The organism is Vreelandella venusta, from assembly GCF_044809155.1.
Classification (GTDB): Bacteria; Pseudomonadota; Gammaproteobacteria; order Pseudomonadales; family Halomonadaceae; genus Vreelandella; species Vreelandella venusta_B.
In genome coordinates this window covers 3,581,837-3,603,590 of sequence record NZ_CP085241.1, presented here as the reverse complement: position 1 = coordinate 3,603,590, position 21,754 = coordinate 3,581,837, and the positions used below count along the sequence as shown (strand labels likewise).

21 protein-coding genes are annotated in these 21,754 nt (G+C 53.5%); 20 read left to right on the top strand and 1 reads right to left on the bottom strand.

Annotation, left to right across the window (positions count from 1 at the left end; all coding sequences use genetic code 11):
- Positions 1-32: 32 nt before the first annotated feature.
- The 16 genes from LG301_RS16690 (at position 33) to mgtE (ending at position 15,128) form a co-directional block, all read left to right on the top strand.
- Entirely contained in the window at positions 33-704 is a 672-nt protein-coding gene (locus LG301_RS16690; protein WP_404472298.1) for an amino acid ABC transporter permease, read from the top strand.
- 10 nt (positions 705-714) lie between these two features.
- Positions 715-1,473: an amino acid ABC transporter ATP-binding protein gene (locus tag LG301_RS16685; protein WP_404472296.1), complete on the top strand. Its 759-nt coding sequence runs from the start codon at positions 715-717 to the stop codon at positions 1,471-1,473.
- A gap of 564 nt (positions 1,474-2,037) precedes the next feature.
- Complete coding sequence (gene mnmG / locus LG301_RS16680) at positions 2,038-3,942, top strand: tRNA uridine-5-carboxymethylaminomethyl(34) synthesis enzyme MnmG (RefSeq protein ID WP_404472294.1); 1,905 nt, start codon at positions 2,038-2,040, stop codon at positions 3,940-3,942.
- Positions 3,939-4,604 carry a 16S rRNA (guanine(527)-N(7))-methyltransferase RsmG gene (gene rsmG / locus LG301_RS16675; RefSeq protein ID WP_404472292.1) on the top strand — a complete coding sequence of 222 codons (666 nt, stop codon included), beginning with the start codon at positions 3,939-3,941 and terminating at the stop codon, positions 4,602-4,604. The genes mnmG and rsmG overlap by 4 nt, the downstream gene beginning before the upstream one ends.
- A complete protein-coding gene (locus tag LG301_RS16670) occupies positions 4,604-5,371 on the top strand; it encodes a ParA family protein (protein WP_263066589.1) in 768 nt (255 codons plus the stop codon). Before rsmG ends, LG301_RS16670 begins: the two co-directional genes overlap by 1 nt.
- A 43-nt stretch (positions 5,372-5,414) precedes the next feature.
- Positions 5,415-6,344: a ParB/RepB/Spo0J family partition protein gene (locus tag LG301_RS16665; RefSeq protein WP_404472290.1), complete on the top strand. Its 930-nt coding sequence runs from the start codon at positions 5,415-5,417 to the stop codon at positions 6,342-6,344.
- A gap of 16 nt (positions 6,345-6,360) precedes the next feature.
- The gene (locus LG301_RS16660; RefSeq protein ID WP_404472288.1) at positions 6,361-6,948 is read left to right on the top strand and encodes an ATP synthase subunit I; all 588 of its coding nucleotides are present in this window, start codon (positions 6,361-6,363) and stop codon (positions 6,946-6,948) included.
- 7 nt (positions 6,949-6,955) lie between these two features.
- Positions 6,956-7,783, top strand: coding sequence for a F0F1 ATP synthase subunit A (gene atpB / locus LG301_RS16655; protein ID WP_404472286.1), 828 nt, complete (start codon positions 6,956-6,958; stop codon positions 7,781-7,783).
- 65 nt (positions 7,784-7,848) lie between these two features.
- Complete coding sequence (gene atpE, locus LG301_RS16650; RefSeq protein WP_007112217.1) at positions 7,849-8,076, top strand: F0F1 ATP synthase subunit C; 228 nt, start codon at positions 7,849-7,851, stop codon at positions 8,074-8,076.
- A gap of 76 nt (positions 8,077-8,152) precedes the next feature.
- Positions 8,153-8,623, top strand: a complete 471-nt coding sequence (locus LG301_RS16645) for a F0F1 ATP synthase subunit B (RefSeq protein WP_404472284.1) — start codon at positions 8,153-8,155, stop codon at positions 8,621-8,623.
- An 11-nt stretch (positions 8,624-8,634) separates the two neighbouring features.
- A complete protein-coding gene (locus LG301_RS16640) occupies positions 8,635-9,168 on the top strand; it encodes a F0F1 ATP synthase subunit delta (RefSeq protein WP_404472282.1) in 534 nt (177 codons plus the stop codon).
- A 16-nt stretch (positions 9,169-9,184) separates the two neighbouring features.
- Positions 9,185-10,729 (top strand): F0F1 ATP synthase subunit alpha, encoded by a 1,545-nt coding sequence (gene atpA / locus LG301_RS16635; protein ID WP_404472280.1) that lies wholly within the window; start codon positions 9,185-9,187, stop codon positions 10,727-10,729.
- A gap of 65 nt (positions 10,730-10,794) precedes the next feature.
- Positions 10,795-11,682 (top strand): F0F1 ATP synthase subunit gamma, encoded by an 888-nt coding sequence (gene atpG / locus LG301_RS16630; protein WP_263066598.1) that lies wholly within the window; start codon positions 10,795-10,797, stop codon positions 11,680-11,682.
- 76 nt (positions 11,683-11,758) lie between these two features.
- Positions 11,759-13,138 (top strand): F0F1 ATP synthase subunit beta, encoded by a 1,380-nt coding sequence (gene atpD / locus LG301_RS16625; RefSeq protein ID WP_263066599.1) that lies wholly within the window; start codon positions 11,759-11,761, stop codon positions 13,136-13,138.
- A gap of 24 nt (positions 13,139-13,162) precedes the next feature.
- Positions 13,163-13,591: a F0F1 ATP synthase subunit epsilon gene (locus LG301_RS16620; protein WP_263066600.1), complete on the top strand. Its 429-nt coding sequence runs from the start codon at positions 13,163-13,165 to the stop codon at positions 13,589-13,591.
- Between the two features lie 154 nt (positions 13,592-13,745).
- The gene (gene mgtE / locus LG301_RS16615) at positions 13,746-15,128 is read left to right on the top strand and encodes a magnesium transporter (protein ID WP_404472277.1); all 1,383 of its coding nucleotides are present in this window, start codon (positions 13,746-13,748) and stop codon (positions 15,126-15,128) included.
- A gap of 6 nt (positions 15,129-15,134) precedes the next feature.
- Here mgtE and LG301_RS16610 read toward each other — a convergent pair whose 3' ends face one another.
- Positions 15,135-16,328, bottom strand: coding sequence for a cation diffusion facilitator family transporter (locus tag LG301_RS16610; RefSeq protein WP_404472275.1), 1,194 nt, complete (start codon positions 16,326-16,328; stop codon positions 15,135-15,137).
- Between the two features lie 189 nt (positions 16,329-16,517).
- On the opposite strand from LG301_RS16610, the gene LG301_RS16605 reads away from it, so the two are divergent.
- From LG301_RS16605 to glmS, 4 genes are all read left to right on the top strand, one after another.
- Positions 16,518-17,318, top strand: a complete 801-nt coding sequence (locus LG301_RS16605) for an undecaprenyl-diphosphate phosphatase (protein ID WP_404472273.1) — start codon at positions 16,518-16,520, stop codon at positions 17,316-17,318.
- Positions 17,319-17,349: 31 nt separating this feature from the next.
- Complete coding sequence (locus LG301_RS16600; protein ID WP_404472271.1) at positions 17,350-18,471, top strand: FAD:protein FMN transferase; 1,122 nt, start codon at positions 17,350-17,352, stop codon at positions 18,469-18,471.
- A 1-nt stretch (position 18,472) separates the two neighbouring features.
- Positions 18,473-19,840 (top strand): bifunctional UDP-N-acetylglucosamine diphosphorylase/glucosamine-1-phosphate N-acetyltransferase GlmU, encoded by a 1,368-nt coding sequence (glmU, locus tag LG301_RS16595; RefSeq protein ID WP_404472270.1) that lies wholly within the window; start codon positions 18,473-18,475, stop codon positions 19,838-19,840.
- A gap of 63 nt (positions 19,841-19,903) precedes the next feature.
- A complete protein-coding gene (gene glmS, locus LG301_RS16590) occupies positions 19,904-21,742 on the top strand; it encodes a glutamine--fructose-6-phosphate transaminase (isomerizing) (RefSeq protein ID WP_404472268.1) in 1,839 nt (612 codons plus the stop codon).
- Positions 21,743-21,754: the final 12 nt, after the last annotated feature.

Sequence of the window (21,754 nt, the reverse complement as noted above, 5' to 3'; positions counted from 1 at the left end):
TGCGTCGTTGTTTATTTTTCTGGAGATAACGCGTGGACGTTAACTTTCAGTTTGATTGGTCGGCCGCATTTGGGTCGATTCCTTACTTGTTGCCCGGTATTCCTTGGACACTGCTCATCTCGTTCGGCGGCTTGGCGATCGGCTTCTTTATCGGCATTTTCTTTGGTTTATTACGTATCAGTCCCGTGCGCTGGCTACGCTGGCCAGCCGTTTTATATGTTGAGGTTTTCCGCGGTACGCCGATTTTAGTGCAGGTTCTGTTTATTTTTTATGGCTTGCCCCAACTGCTGGGAGGGCCGATCAACGCACTCGTTGCCGGTATTGCCGCTATCGCCATTAACTCAGGAGCGTATATTTCTGAAATAGTGCGGGGCGGCGTACAGTCTATTGAACGAGGCCAGCGAGAAGCATCGCTCTCATTAGGCCTCTCTCGAACCCAAGCGTTTCGTTACGTGATTTGGCCACAAGCCCTAAGACGCATGATTCCTCCACTGGGTAACCAGGGCATCATTAGTATCAAAGATACCTCGCTATTTTCAGTGATCGGGGTCGGTGAATTAGTCCGCCAAGGGCAGATTTATATTGCGACTACCTTTACCGCACTTGAGGTCTATTTCATGGTGGCGCTGATGTACCTTGCCATCACCTGGACTCTCTCTTTGATTCTGCGCCAAGTTGAGCGCAGAGGCCTCGCAGGACAATAAGGAACGTGCAATGACCTCTACCCAATCGCCCATTGTGCGTATGCAGCAGCTCAATAAGCATTTTGGCAGCCTGCACGTACTCAATAATATTGACCTTGAAATTATCCCTGGCGAAGTCGTCGTTATTATCGGTGCCAGCGGTTCAGGTAAATCAACGCTCATCCGCTGTATCAACGGCTTAGAAGAGTTCCAATCGGGTTCTCTTGACGTTGATGGCAACCCACTGCTGCCTAACGGTAAAAGCAGTAAAGCGCTACAAACCATCCGCACCGAAGTCGGCATGGTATTTCAGCAATTCAACCTCTTCCCTCACTTAAGCGTACGCGACAACGTTACCCTTGCCCCCATGAAAGTACGCGGGTGGAGCCGCCAAGATGCCGAAGAGACCGCTGAACGACTGTTAGAGCGCGTTGGCATCGCTGACCAGGCCGAGAAGTACCCAAGCCAGCTCTCCGGCGGTCAGCAGCAGCGTGTGGCGCTAGCCCGAGCGTTAGCCATGGAACCCCGTCTTATGCTGTTTGACGAGCCCACATCAGCGCTGGACCCTGAAATGATTGGCGAAGTGCTGGATGCCATGCGTGAGCTTGCCAAAGAGGGCATGACCATGGTGATTGTGACTCATGAAATGGGCTTTGCGCGTGAAGTGGCGGATCGCGTTATTTTTATCCATAAAGGTGAAATTGCTGAACAAGGGCCTCCCGAACAGCTATTCGACACGCCACAACACGAACGAACACAATCCTTCCTTGCTCGTGTTTTGAAGCATTAGTATCCGCGTTTCTCTGATTTTTTGATCAAATTTTACCGCGTTAAATGGCCTGTCTTCGTGACAGGCCATTTTTTTTGCCTGTGGATACTATTTTTTACACGCGATGCCATATCGCTCTGCAGCCCTGACTATGAGCGCGAATAGTCACTTTATAGAACACCTGTCTCTCTTGTACACAGGTGCGGTAACAAACTCGGTATGGCCCGGTGGATAACCCGTAGTTGATTCTGCCTGTGCGTAAGTCACACTTTCATCCACAGGAGTAGCACCGTTTCTACGCAGGTACTCCGCCGTTTAATCATACGATAGCTAACATCCTAATCAATTGAAATATAGCCAATTATTTTAGTTATCAACAGAATTTGTCCACACCATTAGTTACAACATCAATAGAACTTCTCTTATATATTTTTATTTTGTTATTAATAAAAGGTTAGATAGCGTTCAAGGGTGTGGAAAAACCTGACGGTTACCCACAGGAGGTTTATACTGGCGAGCTTATTTCGTCAGTATCGATTTACTGACCACATCATCCGTGCCAACAGGCGCAAGACGAGGTGTCTCTTGAACTACCCCGACCGCTTTGACGTGATTGTCATCGGCGGTGGCCATGCGGGAACTGAAGCCGCACTGGCCTCTGCTCGTATGGGCTGTCAAACCCTACTGCTGACCCATAACATCGAAACGCTTGGCCAAATGTCATGTAATCCTGCGATTGGTGGGATCGGCAAAAGTCACTTGGTGAAAGAAATCGATGCCCTTGGCGGTGCAATGGGGCTAGCCACGGACCTCGGCGGCATCCAATTTCGCGTGCTTAACGCACGCAAAGGGCCAGCAGTGCGAGCAACCCGCGCTCAGGCCGACCGTATTCGTTACAAAGCCGCTATTCGTGGCATGTTGGAAAACCAACCCAACTTGACGATCTTTCAGCAGGCCGCTGGCGATCTGATTGTGGATAACAACACCGTGCGTGGCGTCGTGACCGAAACCGGCATTCGCTTTCATGCGGAATCTGTCGTGCTCTCAACGGGTACGTTCCTGGGTGGCGTTATCCATATTGGGTTGGATCAAAGCCGCGGTGGTCGTGCCGGAGATCCCCCCTCCAATGCCCTCGCTGAACGGTTGCGCGCGCTGCCGTTTCACGTGGATCGGCTCAAAACCGGGACGCCGCCGCGTATTGATGCCAAAACCGTCGATTTTTCGCAGTTGGAAGAGCAACCGGGTGATACACCCACACCCGTGATGTCCTATTTAGGCTCACGGGAGATGCACCCCCAGCAAGTGAGCTGCCACATCGCGCACACCAATGAGCGTACCCATGAGATTATTCTGGGTAATTTAGATCGCTCGCCGATGTACTCCGGCGTCATCGAAGGAATTGGCCCACGTTACTGCCCATCGATCGAAGATAAAGTGCATCGCTTCGCTGATAAATCGAGCCATCAGGTGTTTATCGAACCTGAAGGATTAGATACCCATGAGCTGTACCCCAACGGTATTTCTACCTCGCTGCCGTTTGATGTTCAGCTGCAGGTCGTGCGCTCAATCAAAGGGTTAGAAAACGCGCATATCACGCGTCCGGGCTACGCAATTGAGTACGATTTTTTCGATCCGCGAGACTTAAAACACTCGCTGGAAACCAAATTTATCCACAACCTATTTTTTGCCGGACAAATCAACGGCACTACAGGCTATGAAGAAGCAGGTGCCCAGGGGCTACTGGCAGGCTTAAACGCTGCTCGTCGTGCCAAGCAGTTGGAGGCTTGGTACCCGCGTCGTGACGAAGCCTATCTTGGCGTGCTGGTGGATGATCTGATTACCATGGGCACCAAAGAGCCCTACCGCATGTTTACCTCCCGTGCGGAATACCGTCTTCTATTACGCGAAGATAACGCTGATTTGCGCTTGACTGAGAAAGGCCGTGAACTTGGCCTGGTAGACGATACCCGCTGGGCAGCGTTTAGCGAGAAACGCGACGCTATCGAGCGTGAAACCGAACGCTTAGCAACGGTCTGGGTGCAGCCAAATACCCCTGCAGCAGATAAAATTGCCGAGAAAACCGGCAAGCCACTGTCACGTGAGTACTGTTTAAGCGATCTACTCAAGCGCCCTGAACTCACTTACGCTGATATTGCAACGCTGCCTGGTTTGGAAGAGGCTGGCGTTGAAGACGATGCTGTTACTGAACAGGTGCAAATCCAGGCGAAATACCAGGGTTACATCGAACGTCAACAGGACGAGATCGATAAGCTAAAGCGCCACGAAGCAACGCCGCTACCTGCTGAACTGGACTATGACCGCGTAGAGGGCCTCTCTAACGAGATTCGTCAGAAACTGAGTGAAGCACGACCGGAAACGCTGGCGCATGCAGCACGCATCTCGGGAGTAACGCCCTCGGCGATATCGATTTTATTGGTTCATTTAAAAAAGCGTCGTTTGGTGAGTAGTTCTGAGGTGGTTAACGGATGAACCCTTTGCAGCCTCTAATAACGAGCCTACCCACTGGCGTTGCGCCCCGTGTAGATGAAGGCCTGGCCGCGCTTAATGTGGGCGCTACCCCCTTGCAGCGCGAACAGCTGCTAGCGTTATTGGCTCTGTTGCATAAGTGGAACAGGGCTTATAACCTCACTGCAGTGCGTGATGTGGAAGAGATGGTCTCCCGACACGTGCTTGATAGCGCTGCGGTGGCTCCTTATGTGCATGGGCCGAGGCTACTTGATGTTGGCGCTGGGCCGGGGTTGCCGGGGTTAGTGTTAGCAATTCTCAAGCCTGAGCTGCAGGTAACGCTGCTGGATAGCAACGGTAAAAAAGTGCGCTTTCAACGCCAAGCGGTGATGGAACTAGGGCTTAACAACGTTACCCCCACCCAAGTGCGCGTTGAGCAGTTTAACGGCCAGGCGTTTGATCAAGTTATTTCACGGGCGTTTGCTAGCTTGGTGGATTTTGTCACCCTCACCCACGCATTACCGGCAGCAGACGGGCAGTGGCTAGCCATGAAAGGCCCCGGCGCCGATGAAGAATTGAAACAATTACCCCCAGGTATCGTGCTCCAAGAGCGTCATTTGTTGAGCGTACCTTTTGAAACGGCCGAGCGGCAGCTGTTGATTCTGACCCCAAAAGGAGTTGAGTAGTGAGCCAGATCATTGCCCTGACCAACCAAAAAGGCGGCGTGGGCAAATCCACCTCAGCCGTTAATTTAGCGGCCAGCCTAGCAGCGCTGGATCGCCGTGTACTGCTGGTTGATTTAGACCCGCAAGGGCATGCCAGTATGGGCAGCGGCATCGACAAATATGAGCTGGATAAAAGCGTACTCGACGTACTGCTGGGGGAGGCAACCGCCAACGAGGTTATCGTCCGCGACCTGCCGGTAAAATTTGATGTGCTGCCCGGTAACGGTGACTTAACGGCGGCTGAAGTCGAGCTACTGGACATCGATCAGCGCCAAAGCCGTTTATCGCTGGCGCTTAACGCGGTGGCGGATGACTACGACGTGGTGCTCATCGACTGCCCGCCGTCGCTTAATATGCTGACGGTTAATGCCCTAACGGCAGCGGATGGGGTGCTGATCCCTTTGCAATGCGAGTTTTACGCATTGGAGGGCCTATCAGCACTGCTGGATACGGTCGAACAAATCAAGCAGAGTGTTAACCCTGAACTCGCTATTTCAGGCATTTTGCGCACCATGTACGATAAGCGCACCAGCTTAACGCGAGAAGTCGATAAGCAACTGCGCGACTTCTTCGGTGATGCGCTGCTGAAAACAACCATTCCGCGCAATGTAAAAGTTGCCGAGGCACCCAGTCATGGGTTGCCAGTCACGCAGTACGCGCGCTTTTCACGCGGTAGCCAAGCGTATCGAGTGTTAGCGAAAGAGATGATTCGTCGTCTATCACTTTAATGATCTCGCAGTAACGTATTGCTAAAAGTTCGAGGGGAAGCGAATGACGCGTAAACGCGCGCTAGGACGTGGCCTGGATGCCCTGATTGGTGCGGGCGCCCGTCGTCGTGACAGTTTAGATTTAACCGGTGACGCTACGCTAGAGCGTACAGACGCGCCGTTACTGCCCGCTGCCTCCCATGATGCGTCAGCGGAGCGCCTAGAGCGTCTGCCTTTAGGCCAGCTTTCCCGCGGTAAATATCAGCCCCGCCGAGATATTCAGCCCGAAGCCTTGGAAGAGCTGGCCGACTCCATTCGCGCTCAGGGCGTTATGCAGCCCATCGTGGTGCGCCCGGTAGGAGAGGAGCGCTACGAAATTATTGCCGGTGAGCGTCGCTGGCGAGCTGCGCAGTTAGCAGAATTAGATGTCATCCCGGCTGTTATTCGTGACGTCAGCGATGAGGTTGCGCTTGCTCTGGCGCTAATCGAAAACATTCAGCGTGAGAATCTGAATGCCGTTGAAGAAGCCTTGGCGTTAAAACGCTTAGGTGATGAATTCGAGCTTACCCAGCAGCAAATAGCCGACGCGGTCGGTAAATCACGCACTCAGGTAGCCAACTTATTACGCTTACTAGCACTAGATCCTGAAGTGCAAACACTGCTTGAGCGCGGTGATCTCGATATGGGGCATGCAAGAGCGCTGCTATCGCTTAATAGCACTCAGCAGCGCCAGGTTGCCCATGAGGTCGTCAATAACGACTTGACCGTTCGGGCTACCGAAGCGCTAGTCAAAAAAGTGCAATCGAGCCAAGCGCCTATTAAATCCTCTTCGCGTGTTGCTAAAACGCCAGATGTAGCACGGCTCGAGACTCATTTAGGCGAGTTGTTAGGTGCGCCTGTCTCAATTGATCACGGGCAGAAAGGTAAAGGTAAAGTGACAATTCGCTATACCAGCCTTGAAGAGTTAGACGGTATCTTGGCGCATATTAAATAGCAGGCTTATTAAATGAGTGGGTCAAAGCGCAACTTTTTTAACCCATTGGTCGCATGTAGTTGCTAAAACGCGTCAAATCCGTGCAACTTCGGTTGAAGGTGTGATAGCGCTTCCCTATAATCGCGCAAGATTTGTGCAGGACGTTCATCATGACGATGGGCAATCGGTTGTAAAATTATTCAACCTAACGTGCTGGGATATTATGCGACGTTTAGAAACCCAGCGACAAAGAACATATTTTGTTCGGCTACTGCTGGCGCAACTTTTTGTTACGCTTTTAGGAATGCTGCTTGCTCTTTCGATAGCACAACTGGTAGACGCGCTATCAGTACTAAAAGGAGCGCTGGTAGCGCTGCTACCACATGCTTTTTTTATACAGCGAATAGGGGTTTTTCGCGTAAGGCGTCGTTCATCAAGCGCAATGGACTTATTTCGCGCCGAAGCAGGTAAGTTTGGTTTGACGGTGGCACTTTTTTCATTGGTATTCGTTGTAGTTCCACCCTCAAACCCAGCTTTCTTTTTTAGTGCTTATGTCGCGGTTGTTTTGACGCATTGGCTAGCACCCTGGTTAATGCCCAGGAAATCGCACAACTTATTGAGGTGACATGTCTATGGCCGCAGGAAACGAAGTCTCATCGACTTACTATATCCAGCACCACTTGCAGAACCTAACCTTTGGTAATCATCCAGAAAATGGTTGGTCGCTGGCCCATTCCGCTGAAGAAGCACGTGAAATGGGTTTTTGGGCTATCCATCTGGATACCATGGGTTGGTCAATTGCCATGGGCTTGTTGTTCATTTGGCTCTTCCGTAAGGCGGGTACACTTGCCACTACCGGTGTACCCGGCGGCTTACAAAACGCCGTGGAAATGGTGGTTGAGTTTATTGAGAACCTGACCCGTGCCACTTTCCATGGGCGTAATTCCATAATTGCGCCTCTGGCGCTGACGTTGTTCGTGTGGATTCTACTCATGAACACGCTAAAAATTATCCCCGTTGATTACTTCCCTGTGCTGTTCAATAAGCTAGGTGTTGAGTACATGAAAATTGTACCGACAACGGACCCCAATGCCACACTTGGTATGGCGTTAGGCGTGTTCTGCCTGATTATTTATTACAGCATCAAAGTGAAAGGGGCAGGGGGCTTTGCTAAAGAGCTTTCATTGACACCATTCAATCACTGGGCCCTTATTCCTTTCAACCTGGTGCTGGAAGTGATTGGCTTGCTCGTGAAGCCGCTAGGCCTTGGGCTGCGTCTGTTCGGCAACATGTTTGCCGGTGAAGTTATCTTTATTCTGATCGCCCTGCTGCCTTTCTGGGCTATCTGGCTGTTGGACGTTCCGTGGGCCATTTTCCACATTCTTGTGGTAACGTTGCAGGCCTTTATTTTTACCACGCTCACGATCGTGTATCTGAGCGCGGCGCACGAACACCACTAAACCAAGCAACAACGCTTTCATTAACCCTCAACCCTTAACCAAAACTTAAACTCTGGAGCAACATCATGGAAATGGTTTATCTTTCAGCTGCTATCATCATCGGTCTGGGTGCACTGGCTACTGGTATTGGCTTCGCCTTGTTAGGCGGCAAACTGCTTGAATCTACTGCGCGTCAGCCGGAACTTGGCGACCAGCTGCAAACCAAAACCTTCATCATGGCCGGTCTGCTTGACGCCGTTCCGATGATCGGTGTTGGTATCGCGATGTACCTGATCTTCGTTGTTGCCGGTTAATGCAGCTTAACCGAGCGGCTCTCCGCTCGGTTTTGTTTCACTCCGGTCGCCACGAACTTGTCAGAGGTACATCCCTGTGAATATCAACATGACGCTTATCGGGCAGACGATCGCCTTCGCGATCTTTGTCTGGTTTTGCATAAAGTATGTGTGGCCTCCGATCAGCAACGCGCTTCACGAGCGTCAAAAGAAAATTGCTGATGGCTTGGACGCAGCTAGCCGTGCTACCCGTGATCTTGAGCTAGCTCAAGAGCGTGCTGAACAGACGCTACGCGAGAGCAAGGAACAGGCATCTAAAATTCTCGAGCAAGCTAACAAGCGCTCTGCCCAAATGATCGAAGAGGCACGTGAACAGGCCCGCGCTGAAGGCGAACGCCTAATCGTAAGTGCACGTTCAGAAATTGAGCAAGAAGTGAATCGAGCAAAAGACGAACTTCGTGCCCAGGTTTCTCACCTCGCCATCATCGGTGCTGAGCGTGTTCTTGAAGCTTCGGTTGACGAGAAAGCACATCGCAAGTTACTTGATGAGCTTGCTGCTGAACTGTAAGGAGGTGACCCATGGCGGAATTACTTACCGTCGCTCGTCCTTACGCTAAGGCGGCGTTTGAATACGCGCGTGATCATGAGGCGTTTGATAGCTGGTCTCAGGCGCTTGGTTTTTTGAGCGCTGCGGTGGCTAACAGCGACGTACGTCGTCTGTTGGGTAGTCCAAAACTTGAGAACGACAAAAAGGTAACGCTGCTTTCGGATATGTTGCCCGAAAAGCATGACGGCCTGTCGCGGTTTTTGGATACCTTGGCCGACCAAGGTCGTTTGTTGGCACTGCCCTTCATTGCTGAACAGTTCGAGTACTTGCGTGCCGAACATGAACAGCGTGTTGAAGTGACAGTAACATCAGCGTACAAGCTGACTACCGCCGAGCAAACCAAGCTAGCGAACGCACTTAAGAAACGTCTGAATCGCGAAATCTCCATTACTACTCAGGTGGACAAGTCGCTTATTGGCGGTGTCATCCTGCGTGCCGGCGACACCGTCATTGACGGGTCGGTGCGTGGTCGATTGAACCGCCTTTCCGAAGCGCTGACCGTTTGAGTCTGAGGGACATGGCATGCAGCAACTGAATCCTTCCGAGATCAGCGACATCATCAAGCAGCGAATTGAGAAGCTTGACGTCGCATCTGAAGCCCGTAATCAGGGCACCATCGTCAGCGTTTCCGACGGTATCGTGAAAATTCACGGCCTCGAAGACGCGATGTTTGGTGAAATGATTGAATTCCCCAACAGCATTTTTGGCATGGTACTGAACCTGGAGCGTGACTCCGTTGGTGCTGTTGTCCTGGGTGACTACTTGCAGCTTGAAGAAGGCATGACCGCTCAGTGTACCGGTCGTATTCTTGAAGTACCGGTAGGACCTGAGCTGATTGGTCGTGTTGTCGATGCGCTGGGTAATCCCATCGATGGCAAGGGCGATATCAACGCCAAACTGACCGACGCGGTAGAAAAAGTAGCGCCCGGCGTTATCACCCGTCAGTCCGTTGATGAGCCGATCCAAACCGGTTTGAAATCTATCGACGCTATGGTGCCGATCGGTCGTGGTCAGCGTGAGCTGATCATCGGCGACCGTCAGATTGGTAAGTCTGCCATTGCTATCGATGCGATCATCAACCAGAAAGGCAAAGGCGTTACCTGTGTCTACGTGGCCATCGGTCAAAAGCAGTCGACCATTGCTAACGTCGTCCGCAAGCTTGAAGAGCACGGTGCGATGGAACACACCATCGTTGTAGCTGCAGGCGCTGCCGATCCGGCACCCATGCAGTTCCTGGCCGCTTACTCTGGCTGCACCATGGGTGAGTACTTCCGCGACCGCGGTGAAGACGCACTGATCGTTTATGATGATCTTTCTAAGCAGGCCGTTGCGTACCGTCAGGTATCGCTGCTGCTGCGTCGTCCGCCGGGCCGTGAAGCGTATCCGGGTGACGTGTTCTATCTCCACTCTCGTCTGCTTGAGCGTGCTGCACGCGTGAACGTCGACTACGTAGAGAAGTTCACCAACGGTGAAGTGAAAGGCAAAACCGGTTCGTTAACCGCGCTGCCTATTATCGAAACCCAAGGTGGCGACGTATCAGCGTTCGTTCCGACCAACGTTATCTCGATTACCGATGGTCAGATCTTCCTGGAAACCAACCTGTTTAACTCCGGTATTCGTCCGGCGATTAACGCAGGTCTCTCGGTTTCTCGTGTTGGTGGTGCTGCACAGACCAAAATCATCAAGAAACTGGGCGGTAGCGTGCGTCTAGCGCTGGCTCAGTACCGTGAACTGGCGGCGTTCTCGCAGTTTGCATCTGATCTTGATGAAGCGACGCGTAAGCAGCTTGAGCACGGTCAGCGTGTGACCGAGCTGATGAAGCAGAACCAGTACTCGCCGATGTCTGTGGCGCAAATGGCGCTGTCTCTGTACGCCGCTAACGAAGGTCATCTGGATGATGTGAGCGTCGAAAAAGTGCTGGACTTCGAACGTGCTCTGCACGATTACATGAAGTCTGAGCACGGCGACCTGCTCGACAAGATCAACCAGACCGGCGACTACAACGGCGAGATTCAGGACGGCTTGAAGTCAGGTCTCGAGAAGTTCAAGGCGACTCAGAGCTGGTAATGTCCGGCCCGCCTGCGGGCGGGCTTGCATGCTTTCTGAGAGCCACGAACGAAGGGTAGATCGCTATGGCAGCTGCAAAAGAGATACGCACCCAGATCGGGAGCATTAAAAATACGCAGAAGATTACCAGTGCCATGGAAATGGTCGCTGCATCGAAAATGCGTAAAGCGCAAGATCTGATGAAGGCTGGCCAGCCGTACGCCAAGCAGATCCGCAATGTGGTAGGCCATATTGCCGACGCAAACCCCGAATACAAGCACGACTACATGGTCGAGCGTAACGAGGTAAACCGCGTTGGTTATATTGTGGTCTCCACCGACCGCGGTCTGTGTGGTGGTTTAAACGTCAACTTGTTCAAGGCTGTGGTGAAAGACGCCATGTCCTGGAAGAAGCAAGGCGCTGAGCTGGACTTCTGTGCCCTCGGCTCTAAAGCCGGTGCTTTTTTCCGTAACTACGGGGGCAACCTGGTTGCCGCCAAAAGTGGTTTAGGAGAAGCACCGACCGTTGAGGGTCTGATCGGTAGTGTTAAGGTCATGCTCGAAGCTTACGACGACGGGCGTCTAGACCGTCTGTACGTGGTATATAACGAATTCGTTAATACCATGACACAGCGTCCCGTTGTACGTCAGCTTCTTCCGCTGTCGTCCGATATGGGCGCTGACGCGAAGCATGACGAAGAAAACGCCCGTCCCGGAAGCTGGGACTACCTGTATGAACCGGATGCCAAGGCGTTGCTAGACAGCCTGTTGGTTCGATTCATCGAATCGCAGGTGTATCAGGCGGTAGTCGAAAACGGTGCGTGCGAGCAGGCCGCCCGAATGATCGCTATGAAGAGTGCCACTGATAACGCGGGCAACCTGATCGACGATCTGGAGATGGTATACAACAAGGCCCGTCAGGCCGCCATCACCCAGGAAATTTCCGAGATCGTCGGCGGCGCTTCTGCCGTATAACGCCTAGGGAGCTTGCTATCGCTTAGATGGCTCCCGGCAGACAGGTTTCATTTGCAGGTTTTTGAGAGGAACCAAGATGAGCGGACGTATCGTACAAATCATCGGCGCGGTGATTGACGTAGAGTTTCCGCGGGACTCTGTGCCCAAGGTCTACGACGCGCTGAAGGTCTCCGAAAAAGAGACTATCCTCGAAGTCCAGCAGCAGCTGGGCGACGGCGTGGTGCGCACCATCGCCATGGGCTCCACTGAGGGCTTGAAACGTGGCTTGGACGTGACCAGCACAGGTGCTGCGATTTCCGTACCGGTTGGTAAGGAAACGCTGGGTCGTATCATGAACGTACTCGGCGAGCCGATTGACGAAGCGGGCGACATCGGCGAGCAAGAGCGCATGCCGATTCACCGTAAAGCACCGAGCTATGCCGACCAAGCAGCGTCTAATGAGCTGTTGGAAACCGGTATCAAAGTTATCGACTTGGTCTGCCCGTTCGCTAAGGGTGGTAAGGTCGGTTTGTTCGGCGGTGCCGGTGTTGGTAAAACCGTTAACATGATGGAGCTTATCCGCAACATCGCCACCGAGCACAGCGGCTACTCTGTATTCGCTGGTGTCGGTGAGCGTACGCGTGAGGGTAACGACTTCTATCATGAAATGACTGAATCCAACGTTATCGACAAGGTAGCGCTGGTCTATGGTCAGATGAACGAGCCGCCCGGCAACCGTTTGCGCGTGGCGCTGACCGGTCTAACCATCGCTGAGAAATTCCGTGATGAAGGCCGTGACGTTCTGCTATTCGTCGATAACATCTACCGTTACACCCTGGCGGGTACAGAGGTATCTGCCCTGCTGGGTCGTATGCCGTCTGCGGTAGGTTACCAGCCGACACTGGCCGAAGAGATGGGCGTTCTTCAGGAACGTATCACCTCGACCAAGACAGGCTCGATCACATCCGTACAGGCCGTTTACGTCCCTGCGGATGACTTGACCGACCCGTCGCCGGCCACCACCTTCTCGCACTTGGACGCCACTGTCGTATTGGCGCGTTCTATCGCTGAGCTAGGTATCTACCCGGCTATTGATCCGCTGGATTCTACCTCACGTCAGTTGGATCCGCTGGTCGTCGGTGAAGAGCACTACAACACCGCTCGCGGCGTACAGAACGTTCTGCAGCGTTATAAAGAGCTGAAGGATATTATCGCGATTTTGGGTATGGACGAGCTGTCTGATGAAGATAAGCTGGCTGTATCTCGCGCGCGTAAAATCCAGCGCTTCCTGTCGCAGCCGTTCTTCGTGGCCGAGGTCTTCACTGGCTCGCCCGGTAAGTATGTTTCTCTGAAAGATACTATCACTGGCTTCCAGGGCATCCTCGCGGGCGAGTATGACGATCTGCCGGAACAGGCCTTCTACATGGTCGGCTCCATCGACGAAGCTGTCGAAAAAGCCAACCAGATGAAGAAGTAATCCCGTCCATTAGGGGGATTCGCTATGGCGAATAGCTTCACTTGCAATATCGTCAGCGCAGAAGCATCTATCTTCTCAGGCAGTGTTGAGCAGGTAGTAGCTTCCGGGATTATGGGTGACCTCGGCATTTTGCCGGGGCACGCCCCGCTGCTGACCGAGCTTCAGCCGGGCCCTGTCCGCGTGATCCACGATGATGGCAAGGAAGAAAACTTCTTTGTCTCAGGTGGCTTCATGGAAGTCCAGCCGGACGTGGTAACGATCCTGGCAGACGCTGCGGCGCGTGCAGGCGACCTCGATGAGGCTGCCGCTGAAGACGCGCGTCAGCAAGCGCTGAAAGCCTTTAACGAGAAATCAGCGGAGCTGGATTATACCCGTGCTGCTGCTGAACTTGCCGAAGCCGTTGCTCAGCTGCGAACGATCCAGCAGCTGCGTAAAAAGGCGGGTAAAGGCTAGAACACGCATTTGCGTGAAGAAAGCGCTCCTTGAACCCGATAGGGTTTAAGGGGCGTTTTTTTTGTCTGTTAATATGAGAAAACGCATTCAGCGTAGGGACGCTCGTTTGTAATAGCGCATCGGCACACTATGAGTCTGTACAAGGGAGAGAGCGATGTCATTGAACGATGAAACCCTACAGGAACTAAAATCTGAGCTGCTTGACGAGCTAAATAAAGAACAACCAGACAAAGCGGTTCTTGCGGAGCGCTTAGCCGAAATTCGTTCGGCAGACATTGGTGAGGTCATTGAAGAACTCATTGAAGAGGACGAAGAGCTGCCCGCTGCGTTGCTGGTACTCGATATTCTCTCCACCGAGCGTGCTGCCAACGTACTGGGTTATCTACCAAGAGAAAGTCAGCTGGAAGTGGTGGGTAAGCTGTCGGACACTCAGGTGCTTAAACTGCTCGAAGATATGGGGTCTGATGAGCGGGCTGACTTATTTAATCTGCTGGGTGAAGACCGCCGAGAAGCGCTGCTTCGCCGTATGGCCCACCAAGAGCGGGAAGATTTAAAGCGTTTAGCGAGTTATGAAGAGGGCACCGCAGGCGCCATCATGACCTCTGACTATGTGGCCATAGCCAGTGGCATGACGGTGTCGCAAGCCATGATGCGCGTGCGTCAAACCGCCCCCGATGCGGAAACGGTGTATCAGCTCTACGTGCTTGATAGCGACGGCCAACTGATCGGTACCATGTCACTACGCCAGCTTATGGTGGCGCGCCCTGGGGCACTGGTGGATGACATCATGATTAAAGATGTTATCCACACCCCCGTTGATAAAGAGCAGGAAGACGTGGCCCGCATTGTGGCCCGCTATGATTTACTTGCCCTGCCGGTGGTTGACGCTGACGGACGCATGGTGGGTATCGTGACCCACGATGACGCCATGGACGTTGCCGAGTCGGAAGCCACCGAAGATATCCACAAAGGGATGTCGATTGGCCAGCTGGAAGATGGCGTTAGCCGTGTACCGCTGTGGAGCCTCTACCGTAAACGGGTCTTCTGGCTGGTACTGCTGGTGTTTGCCAACCTGTTTTCAGGCGCAGGTATTGCCTACTTTGAAGACACCATTGCAGCCCAAGTGGCGCTGGTGTTCTTTTTACCCTTACTGATTGGTAGCGGCGGTAACGCAGGTGCCCAAGCGGCCACGCTGATGGTGCGCGGTATGGCAACCGGCGATGTGGGAGTTAAAGACTGGAGCAAAATGCTGGGCCGTGAGCTGTTGGTCGCAGGGTCGCTAGGCCTGACAATGGCGGTAGCGGTCACGCCGATAGGCGTCATGCGCGGCGGTGAAGCGGTGGGCATTATTGTCGCGCTTAGTATGGTCACGATTGTGCTCTTTGGCAGCATGATCGGCATGTGTCTGCCGTTTCTGTTAGAGCGCTTTAAAGTCGACCCGGCGACAGCCTCAGCACCGCTGGTAACCACGTTGATTGACGCCACGGGCGTGTTGATTTACTTCAGTATTGCCACTGCCATACTGGCAGGCGTTTAGGAAGATTTAACGCATCGAACTGCTGGCAGCGCGGGTAATAAACATGACCTCCACGTGGCCCAGCCACTCAATATCGCTTGCCAGCGCTTTCAACTGGCTTGCTAAGCACTGCGGGGGCTGGTGCACTGAGTCGCCAATAATCAGCGATACGGACACCTTATCGTCTAGGTAGTGCAGCTGTAATTCGCTTAATGTCCGCCATACAGGATGCCTATACCAGCGCTCATTAAGTGCGGCCTCTACCTCCGGGCGAAGGGGAAGGCCTGGTAAGCGGCTGGGGTCACCCTCACCAGCATCATCTTCAGGGTCGATGTGGAAAATAACGTCGGTGAGCAGTGGAAAGTCATGGCGTAGCCGTCGGCTAACTTCGTTACCGATTTCATGGGCTTCTGAGACGGTAATTTTAGGGCCCACGACCACATGCAGATCAACCATGACCCAGCCTGCCGATTGCCGGGTGCGTAGGTCGTGCACGCTGTCGACGCCCGGAACGCTGCAGGCAACATCATGCATTTGCTGCTGAATACGCTCGGGCAGTGCGGTATCCACCAACTCCCGCGCCGACTCCCAGAGTAAATCCCACCCCACTTTACCGACCAGTAAACCAACAATGATCGCGGCCACGGCGTCTAACCAGCCAACACCAAACTGCGCACCAATGAGCGCAACCAGTACGACTGCGGTAGAGAGCGCATCGCTGCGTGAGTGCCAAGCATTGGCCTCAAGAAGCTTTGAATTGACACGCTTGGCCACCCGCATGGTGTAGCGGAAGATCCACTCTTTGCTTATCAGGGCCAAAACGGTAATCAAAATCGCGATTAGGCCGGGCGCTCGCACTGCGGTGCCGCTGAATAGGCGGTCTAAGCTTGACCAGGCGATGCCGCCTGCGACGAAGATGAGTACGCTGCCCAGCAGCAGCGTGGTCAGGGTTTCGATACGGCCATGGCCATAATGATGGTCAATATCCGGCTCTTGACGGCCATAGTGAATGGCTGCCAGTACAAAACCGTCAGTCACAAGGTCAGAAAGTGAGTGGATGCCATCGGCAATCAGCGCTGCTGAGCCAACGAAAAAGCCCACCGCGACTTTAACGATACTAAGCAAACCATCCAGCCACGCGCCGATATAAGTGACGCGTTTGGCCTCTTGGCTATCTAGCTCGCGGTTGGGAACCACTGGCGTTTCTACGGTCTGAGTCATGAGGTACCTTGCAGGGACGCACACTTCCAATAGTTGCCCATTGTAGCGCACAGCAGTACTAGCTCTATAGCCTGTTTATCAGTCGCGCACTTTTTCCAGTGCGGACAACGAATTAATGGATGTGTATCCTTAGCGCCACGATAAATGCAGAAACGGCGCTAAATAGTTAAAAAGCATACAGGATGACCTATGGATTGGCTCCAGGTAGTGGTACTCGCGGTCGTACAAGGCATTACGGAATTTTTACCTATCTCAAGCTCTGCTCACCTGATTTTGGTGCCGGTGCTTACTGCCTGGGAAGACCAAGGGCTCGCTTTCGACGTCGCGCTACACTTAGGGAGTTTAGCCGCCGTCGTGCTGTATTTTCGCCATGAAATCTTACGGATGCTCGCCAGCAGTATCGATGCCGTTACCGGTAGAGGCGTTAACGAAGACGCAAAGCTGGCCTTATGGGTAGTGTTGGCAACGCTTCCGGTTTGTATCATTGGCTTTTTAGGGCGTGACCTTGTTGCAGAGCACATGCGCTCGACACTGATTATTGGTATGAGCCTGATTGGCTTTGGTGTGGTATTAGGCTATGCCGATTGGAAAAATCGAGGCAGTCGAAGCGAGTACCATCTGCGCCTTAAGGATGTGCTGATTATTGGTGTTGCCCAAGCGCTGGCGCTGATTCCAGGCACCTCGCGCTCTGGCATTACGATTACCGCCGCGTTGCTGGTGGGGATGAGCCGGGAAGGGGCCGCGCGTTTCTCTTTTCTACTCTCAATACCGGTGATTGTATTGGCCGGTGGACTAGAGGTTATTGGGTTAGCAAGCTCTCCTGCGCCGATCGATTGGCCTGCGATGATAGTCGGAACGTTGCTATCAGGCATTAGCGCCTACCTCTGTATACACTACTTCTTAGTCATTATTAAAAAGCTAGGGATGCAGCCGTTTGTGGTCTACCGGGTGCTGTTTGGTGCGTGGCTGCTGTGGTTCTTCCACTTTTAATACCCAAGCATACTGTTCAAGGAAACTGATCATGAACCGCTACCACCGATCGTCGCGTGTCATCGGCTTAGTGCTGCTCATTACCCTCTTACTTGTTGGCTGTTCAGAAAATGACCGCCCCTTGGAATCGCCCGTTCGTTTCGAAGGCGCTATTTTTGGCACGTTTTACCAAGTAACCGTGATGGATCCACTGACCCAAGGTGAGGCCAACGCGCTGGAAGAGGGGTTCCTGGAGGAGCTTGAGAGTGTCGATCAAGCGATGTCGACGTACCGTGACGACGCAGAGCTGATGGTGTTTAACGAAACCCCGCTCAATGAATGGCAGCCGCTATCCAATGAGCTAATCGAAGTGCTTGCCATTAGCCGTTCGGTATCAGAAGAGAGCAGCGGCGCTTTTGATATTACCGTGGGTGGTTTGGTCAATTTATGGAGTTTTGGCCCGGAAGCTCGCCCTGAAGTCGTCCCTTCTGAAACCGAGCTAAACGAGCGCTTAGCCACGGTAGGTTACGATGCGATTGATGTGGACACCCAGGCCATGCAGGCGCGGCGTACTCGGGATGTATTCGCCGACCTTTCAGCGGTTGCTAAAGGGCACGCTACTGACCGGGTCGCGGCGTATCTTGATCAGCAAGGAGTAGAGCACTATTTAGTGAATTTAGGCGGCGACCTGATTTCACGCGGTTACCGTGACCCCGAGACCCAAGAATCGTGGCGTGTTGGCATCGAAGTGCCCCACACAGGCCCCCAGCAGGCCCAGCATATCCTGCCCTTGGAAAATATGTCGGTGGCGACCTCAGGCGATTACCGAAACTTTTTTGAGGAAGATGGCAAACGTTACTCGCACACCATTGATCCGCGCACCGGTCGTCCGGTCAACAACCGCTTAGCGTCTGTCTCTGTGTTTCACCCGTCCAATGCCTGGGCCGACGCCTGGGCGACGGCGCTCACTGTTACTGGCAGTGACGCTGGTATGCAGCTAGCGCTTGAGCACGATCTTAATGCCCTGCTGTTAATTAAAAGCGAGGAGGGCCAGTGGCAAAGCCTTGGCACCCCCGCATTTATCAACTATTTCGGTGACGCGCTGGTGGAGGAACTAGGTATAGACGCCTGGGAAGACCCGTCTGCCACCCGCCAAACGGCCACAGGTGAATAACATGCAAGAGCTTGATATCGTTATCCTTGCGGCGGGTAAAGGTACCCGCATGCGCTCGCAGATGCCCAAGGTACTGCACTCTTTGGCAGGCAAGCCCATGGTGCAACACGTTCTGGATACCGCGGCAGAGCTTAACCCAACACGCATACACGTCGTTATTGGCCATGGCGCTGAACAGTTACGCGCATCCCTGGCGGAAAGCGCTGTTTCCTTTGCTCTGCAAACTGAGCAAAAAGGCACCGGCCACGCGGTGGCCCAAGCCCAGCCGCAGCTGGGGAGTGGTAAGGTACTGGTACTTTACGGGGATGTGCCGCTTATCCGGTGTGAATCGTTACATGCCCTGTTAGCCCAGGTGGATGAGCAACACATGGGGCTGTTAACCGTCACGCTAGATGACCCCAACGGCTACGGGCGTATTGTGCGCAACGAGGCAGGTGACGCGGTAGCCATTGTTGAGCAAAAAGATGCCGACCCCGCACAGCTGGCGATTACTGAGTGCAATACCGGCATTATGGCGATGACCAGCGCCCAGCTAAAACGCTGGTTGCCCCAGCTATCGGCGGAAAATGCCCAGGGTGAGTACTACCTGACCGACGTGATCGCCATGGCCGCGAAAGAGGGCATTAACGTATGTACCGCCCAACCAGCCTCTGCGGTAGAGGTGGAAGGGGTTAATAACCGGGCTCAAATGGCCCGCTTGGAGCGGGCCTACCAGAAGCAGTTGGCCGATCAACTTATGCAACAAGGCGTCGCGCTAGCTGACCCGGCAAGAATTGACATACGCGGTAAGCTAACCTGCGGTCACGACGTCTTTATCGATGTGGGCTGTGTGTTTGAAGGCGACGTAACGCTTGGCGAAGGCGTTCAGGTTGGCCCTTATTGCGTTATCAAAAACAGCACCATTGGCGCTGAAAGCGTGATCGAGAGCCACAGCGTTATGGATTCGACGGTTGCCGCTGGGTTGAACCAAATAGGCCCCTATGCGCGGCTGCGTCCCGGTACACGCTTAGCTGTTAAAGCTAAGGTAGGTAACTTTGTCGAAACCAAAAACGCTGAGGTGGGCGAGGGCAGCAAAATTAATCACCTAAGCTACGTTGGCGATGCCCATTTAGGCCGGAACGTGAATATAGGGGCAGGGACGATTACCTGTAATTATGACGGTGCCAATAAGCACCGCACGGTGATTGGTGATGATGTCTTTATCGGTTCCAATAGCGCGCTTGTTGCGCCGGTAACGGTAGGTAAAGGGGCCACCGTGGGCGCTGGCTCCACGATTGCTAAAGACGTTAGTGAGCACGCGCTGGCGGTTACCCGCAGCCGGCAGTTGGAAAAGGCCGACTGGCCGCGTCCGGAAAAAAAGCTTAATTAATTCGGCTTTCATATAATTTATTAGTGTTCTAAAAGCGCGCTAAAACGCCAAGGAGAAACGTTTATGTGTGGCATCGTCGCTGCGGTTGCACAACGCAATGTGCAAGGCATTCTGCTGGAAGGGCTTAAACGCCTTGAGTATCGCGGTTACGATTCGTCTGGCATGACGGTGCTCCACGAGGGGGCGCTAACTCGTCACCGCGCCCTAGGTAAAGTGGTGGCTCTTGAAGCGCAGCTAGCCACCGCGGCGCTGCCCGGTGTTGCCGGTATCGCCCACACCCGCTGGGCTACCCACGGCAAGCCTTCTGAAGCCAATGCTCACCCTCACCACAGCAGTGATCAAGTCGCCGTGGTGCACAACGGTATTATCGAAAACTACGAACACATTAAGGCAACGCTGCAAGCAAGCGGTTACGCTTTTACTTCGGAAACCGATACTGAAGTGATTGCCCACCTGCTGGCCGACAAACTGCAAAGCGGACTTGGCCTGTTTGAGGCCACCCAGCAGATTGTAAATGGTTTAGGCGGCGCTTATGCGCTAGGTGTTATGAGTGCATCCGAGCCTGGCCTGGTGGTGGGCGCCCGTCAGGGGAGTCCGTTAGTGGTAGGCGTGGGTATTGATGAGGCGTTTTTAGCCTCTGACCCGCTGGCGCTTTTACAAGTCACCGATCGTTTTATCTACTTAGAAGAGGGCGACTTGGTTGAGCTTCGCGCTCTGGGCGAAATTCGTATCGTCGACCGTGAAGGCAACACAGTAGAGCGGCCTATCCAGACATTTGAGCACGGTGACGGCGCCGCCAGTAAAGGTGATTACCGCCACTACATGCTTAAAGAGATTTTCGAGCAACCGGAAGTCATTAGCGCAGCCCTTGAAGGGCGTTTAAGTGCAAGTAGCGTACTGGTAGAAAGCTTTGGCCCCGAGGCCCAGGCGCTGTTTGAAAACACCCGTCATATTCATATTATTGCTTGCGGCACCAGTTACCATGCAGGCTTAGTGGCACGCTACTGGCTTGAGCGCTACGCCGGTGTGCCGGTGCAGGTAGAAGTCGCCTCCGAGTACCGTTACCGCCACCCAGTGGTGCCCGAAGGCACGCTTTTTGTCACTCTATCTCAGTCGGGCGAAACCGCCGATACGTTGGCCGCGCTGCGCTTTGCCAAAACGCTTAACTACCTAGGCACCTTGGCGATTTGTAACGTACCGGGCAGCTCATTAGTGCGTGAATCGGACACAGCGCTAATGACGCGGGCGGGGCCGGAAATAGGCGTAGCGTCTACCAAAGCCTTCACCACCCAGCTAGTCGCGCTGATGCTTTTGACACTCTCGGTGAGTAAGGCCAAACATCAGCCTGAAAAAGCGGAGGCGATTGCCGAAATAGTCACAGCGTTACGCCAGCTGCCTGCTCTTTGCCAACAGGTTCTGGGGTTGGATAGCCAAATTGAAGCGCTATCGCAGGCATTTGCAGAAAAGCACCACGCGCTGTTTTTAGGCCGCGGCGCCCACTACCCCATTGCGCTGGAAGGCGCGCTTAAGCTGAAAGAGATTTCTTATATTCACGCTGAAGCCTACCCCGCAGGCGAACTTAAACATGGGCCGTTGGCGCTGGTAGATAGTGAAATGCCGGTGATTTCCGTGGCACCTAACGACGACCTGCTGGAGAAGCTTAAATCTAACCTGCAAGAAGTGCGCGCCCGGGGCGGCCAGCTATTTGTGTTTGCCGATGAAAGTGTCGGCATTAACGAGCAAGCCGATATTCGCGTATTGGCGCTGCCTCACGTACACGAAGCACTCGCTCCGCTACTTTACACGCTGCCATTACAGCTACTTAGCTACCACGTTGCCGTGCTAAAAGGAACCGATGTGGACCAGCCTCGTAACTTAGCGAAGAGCGTCACCGTGGAGTAAATAGCGAGACAC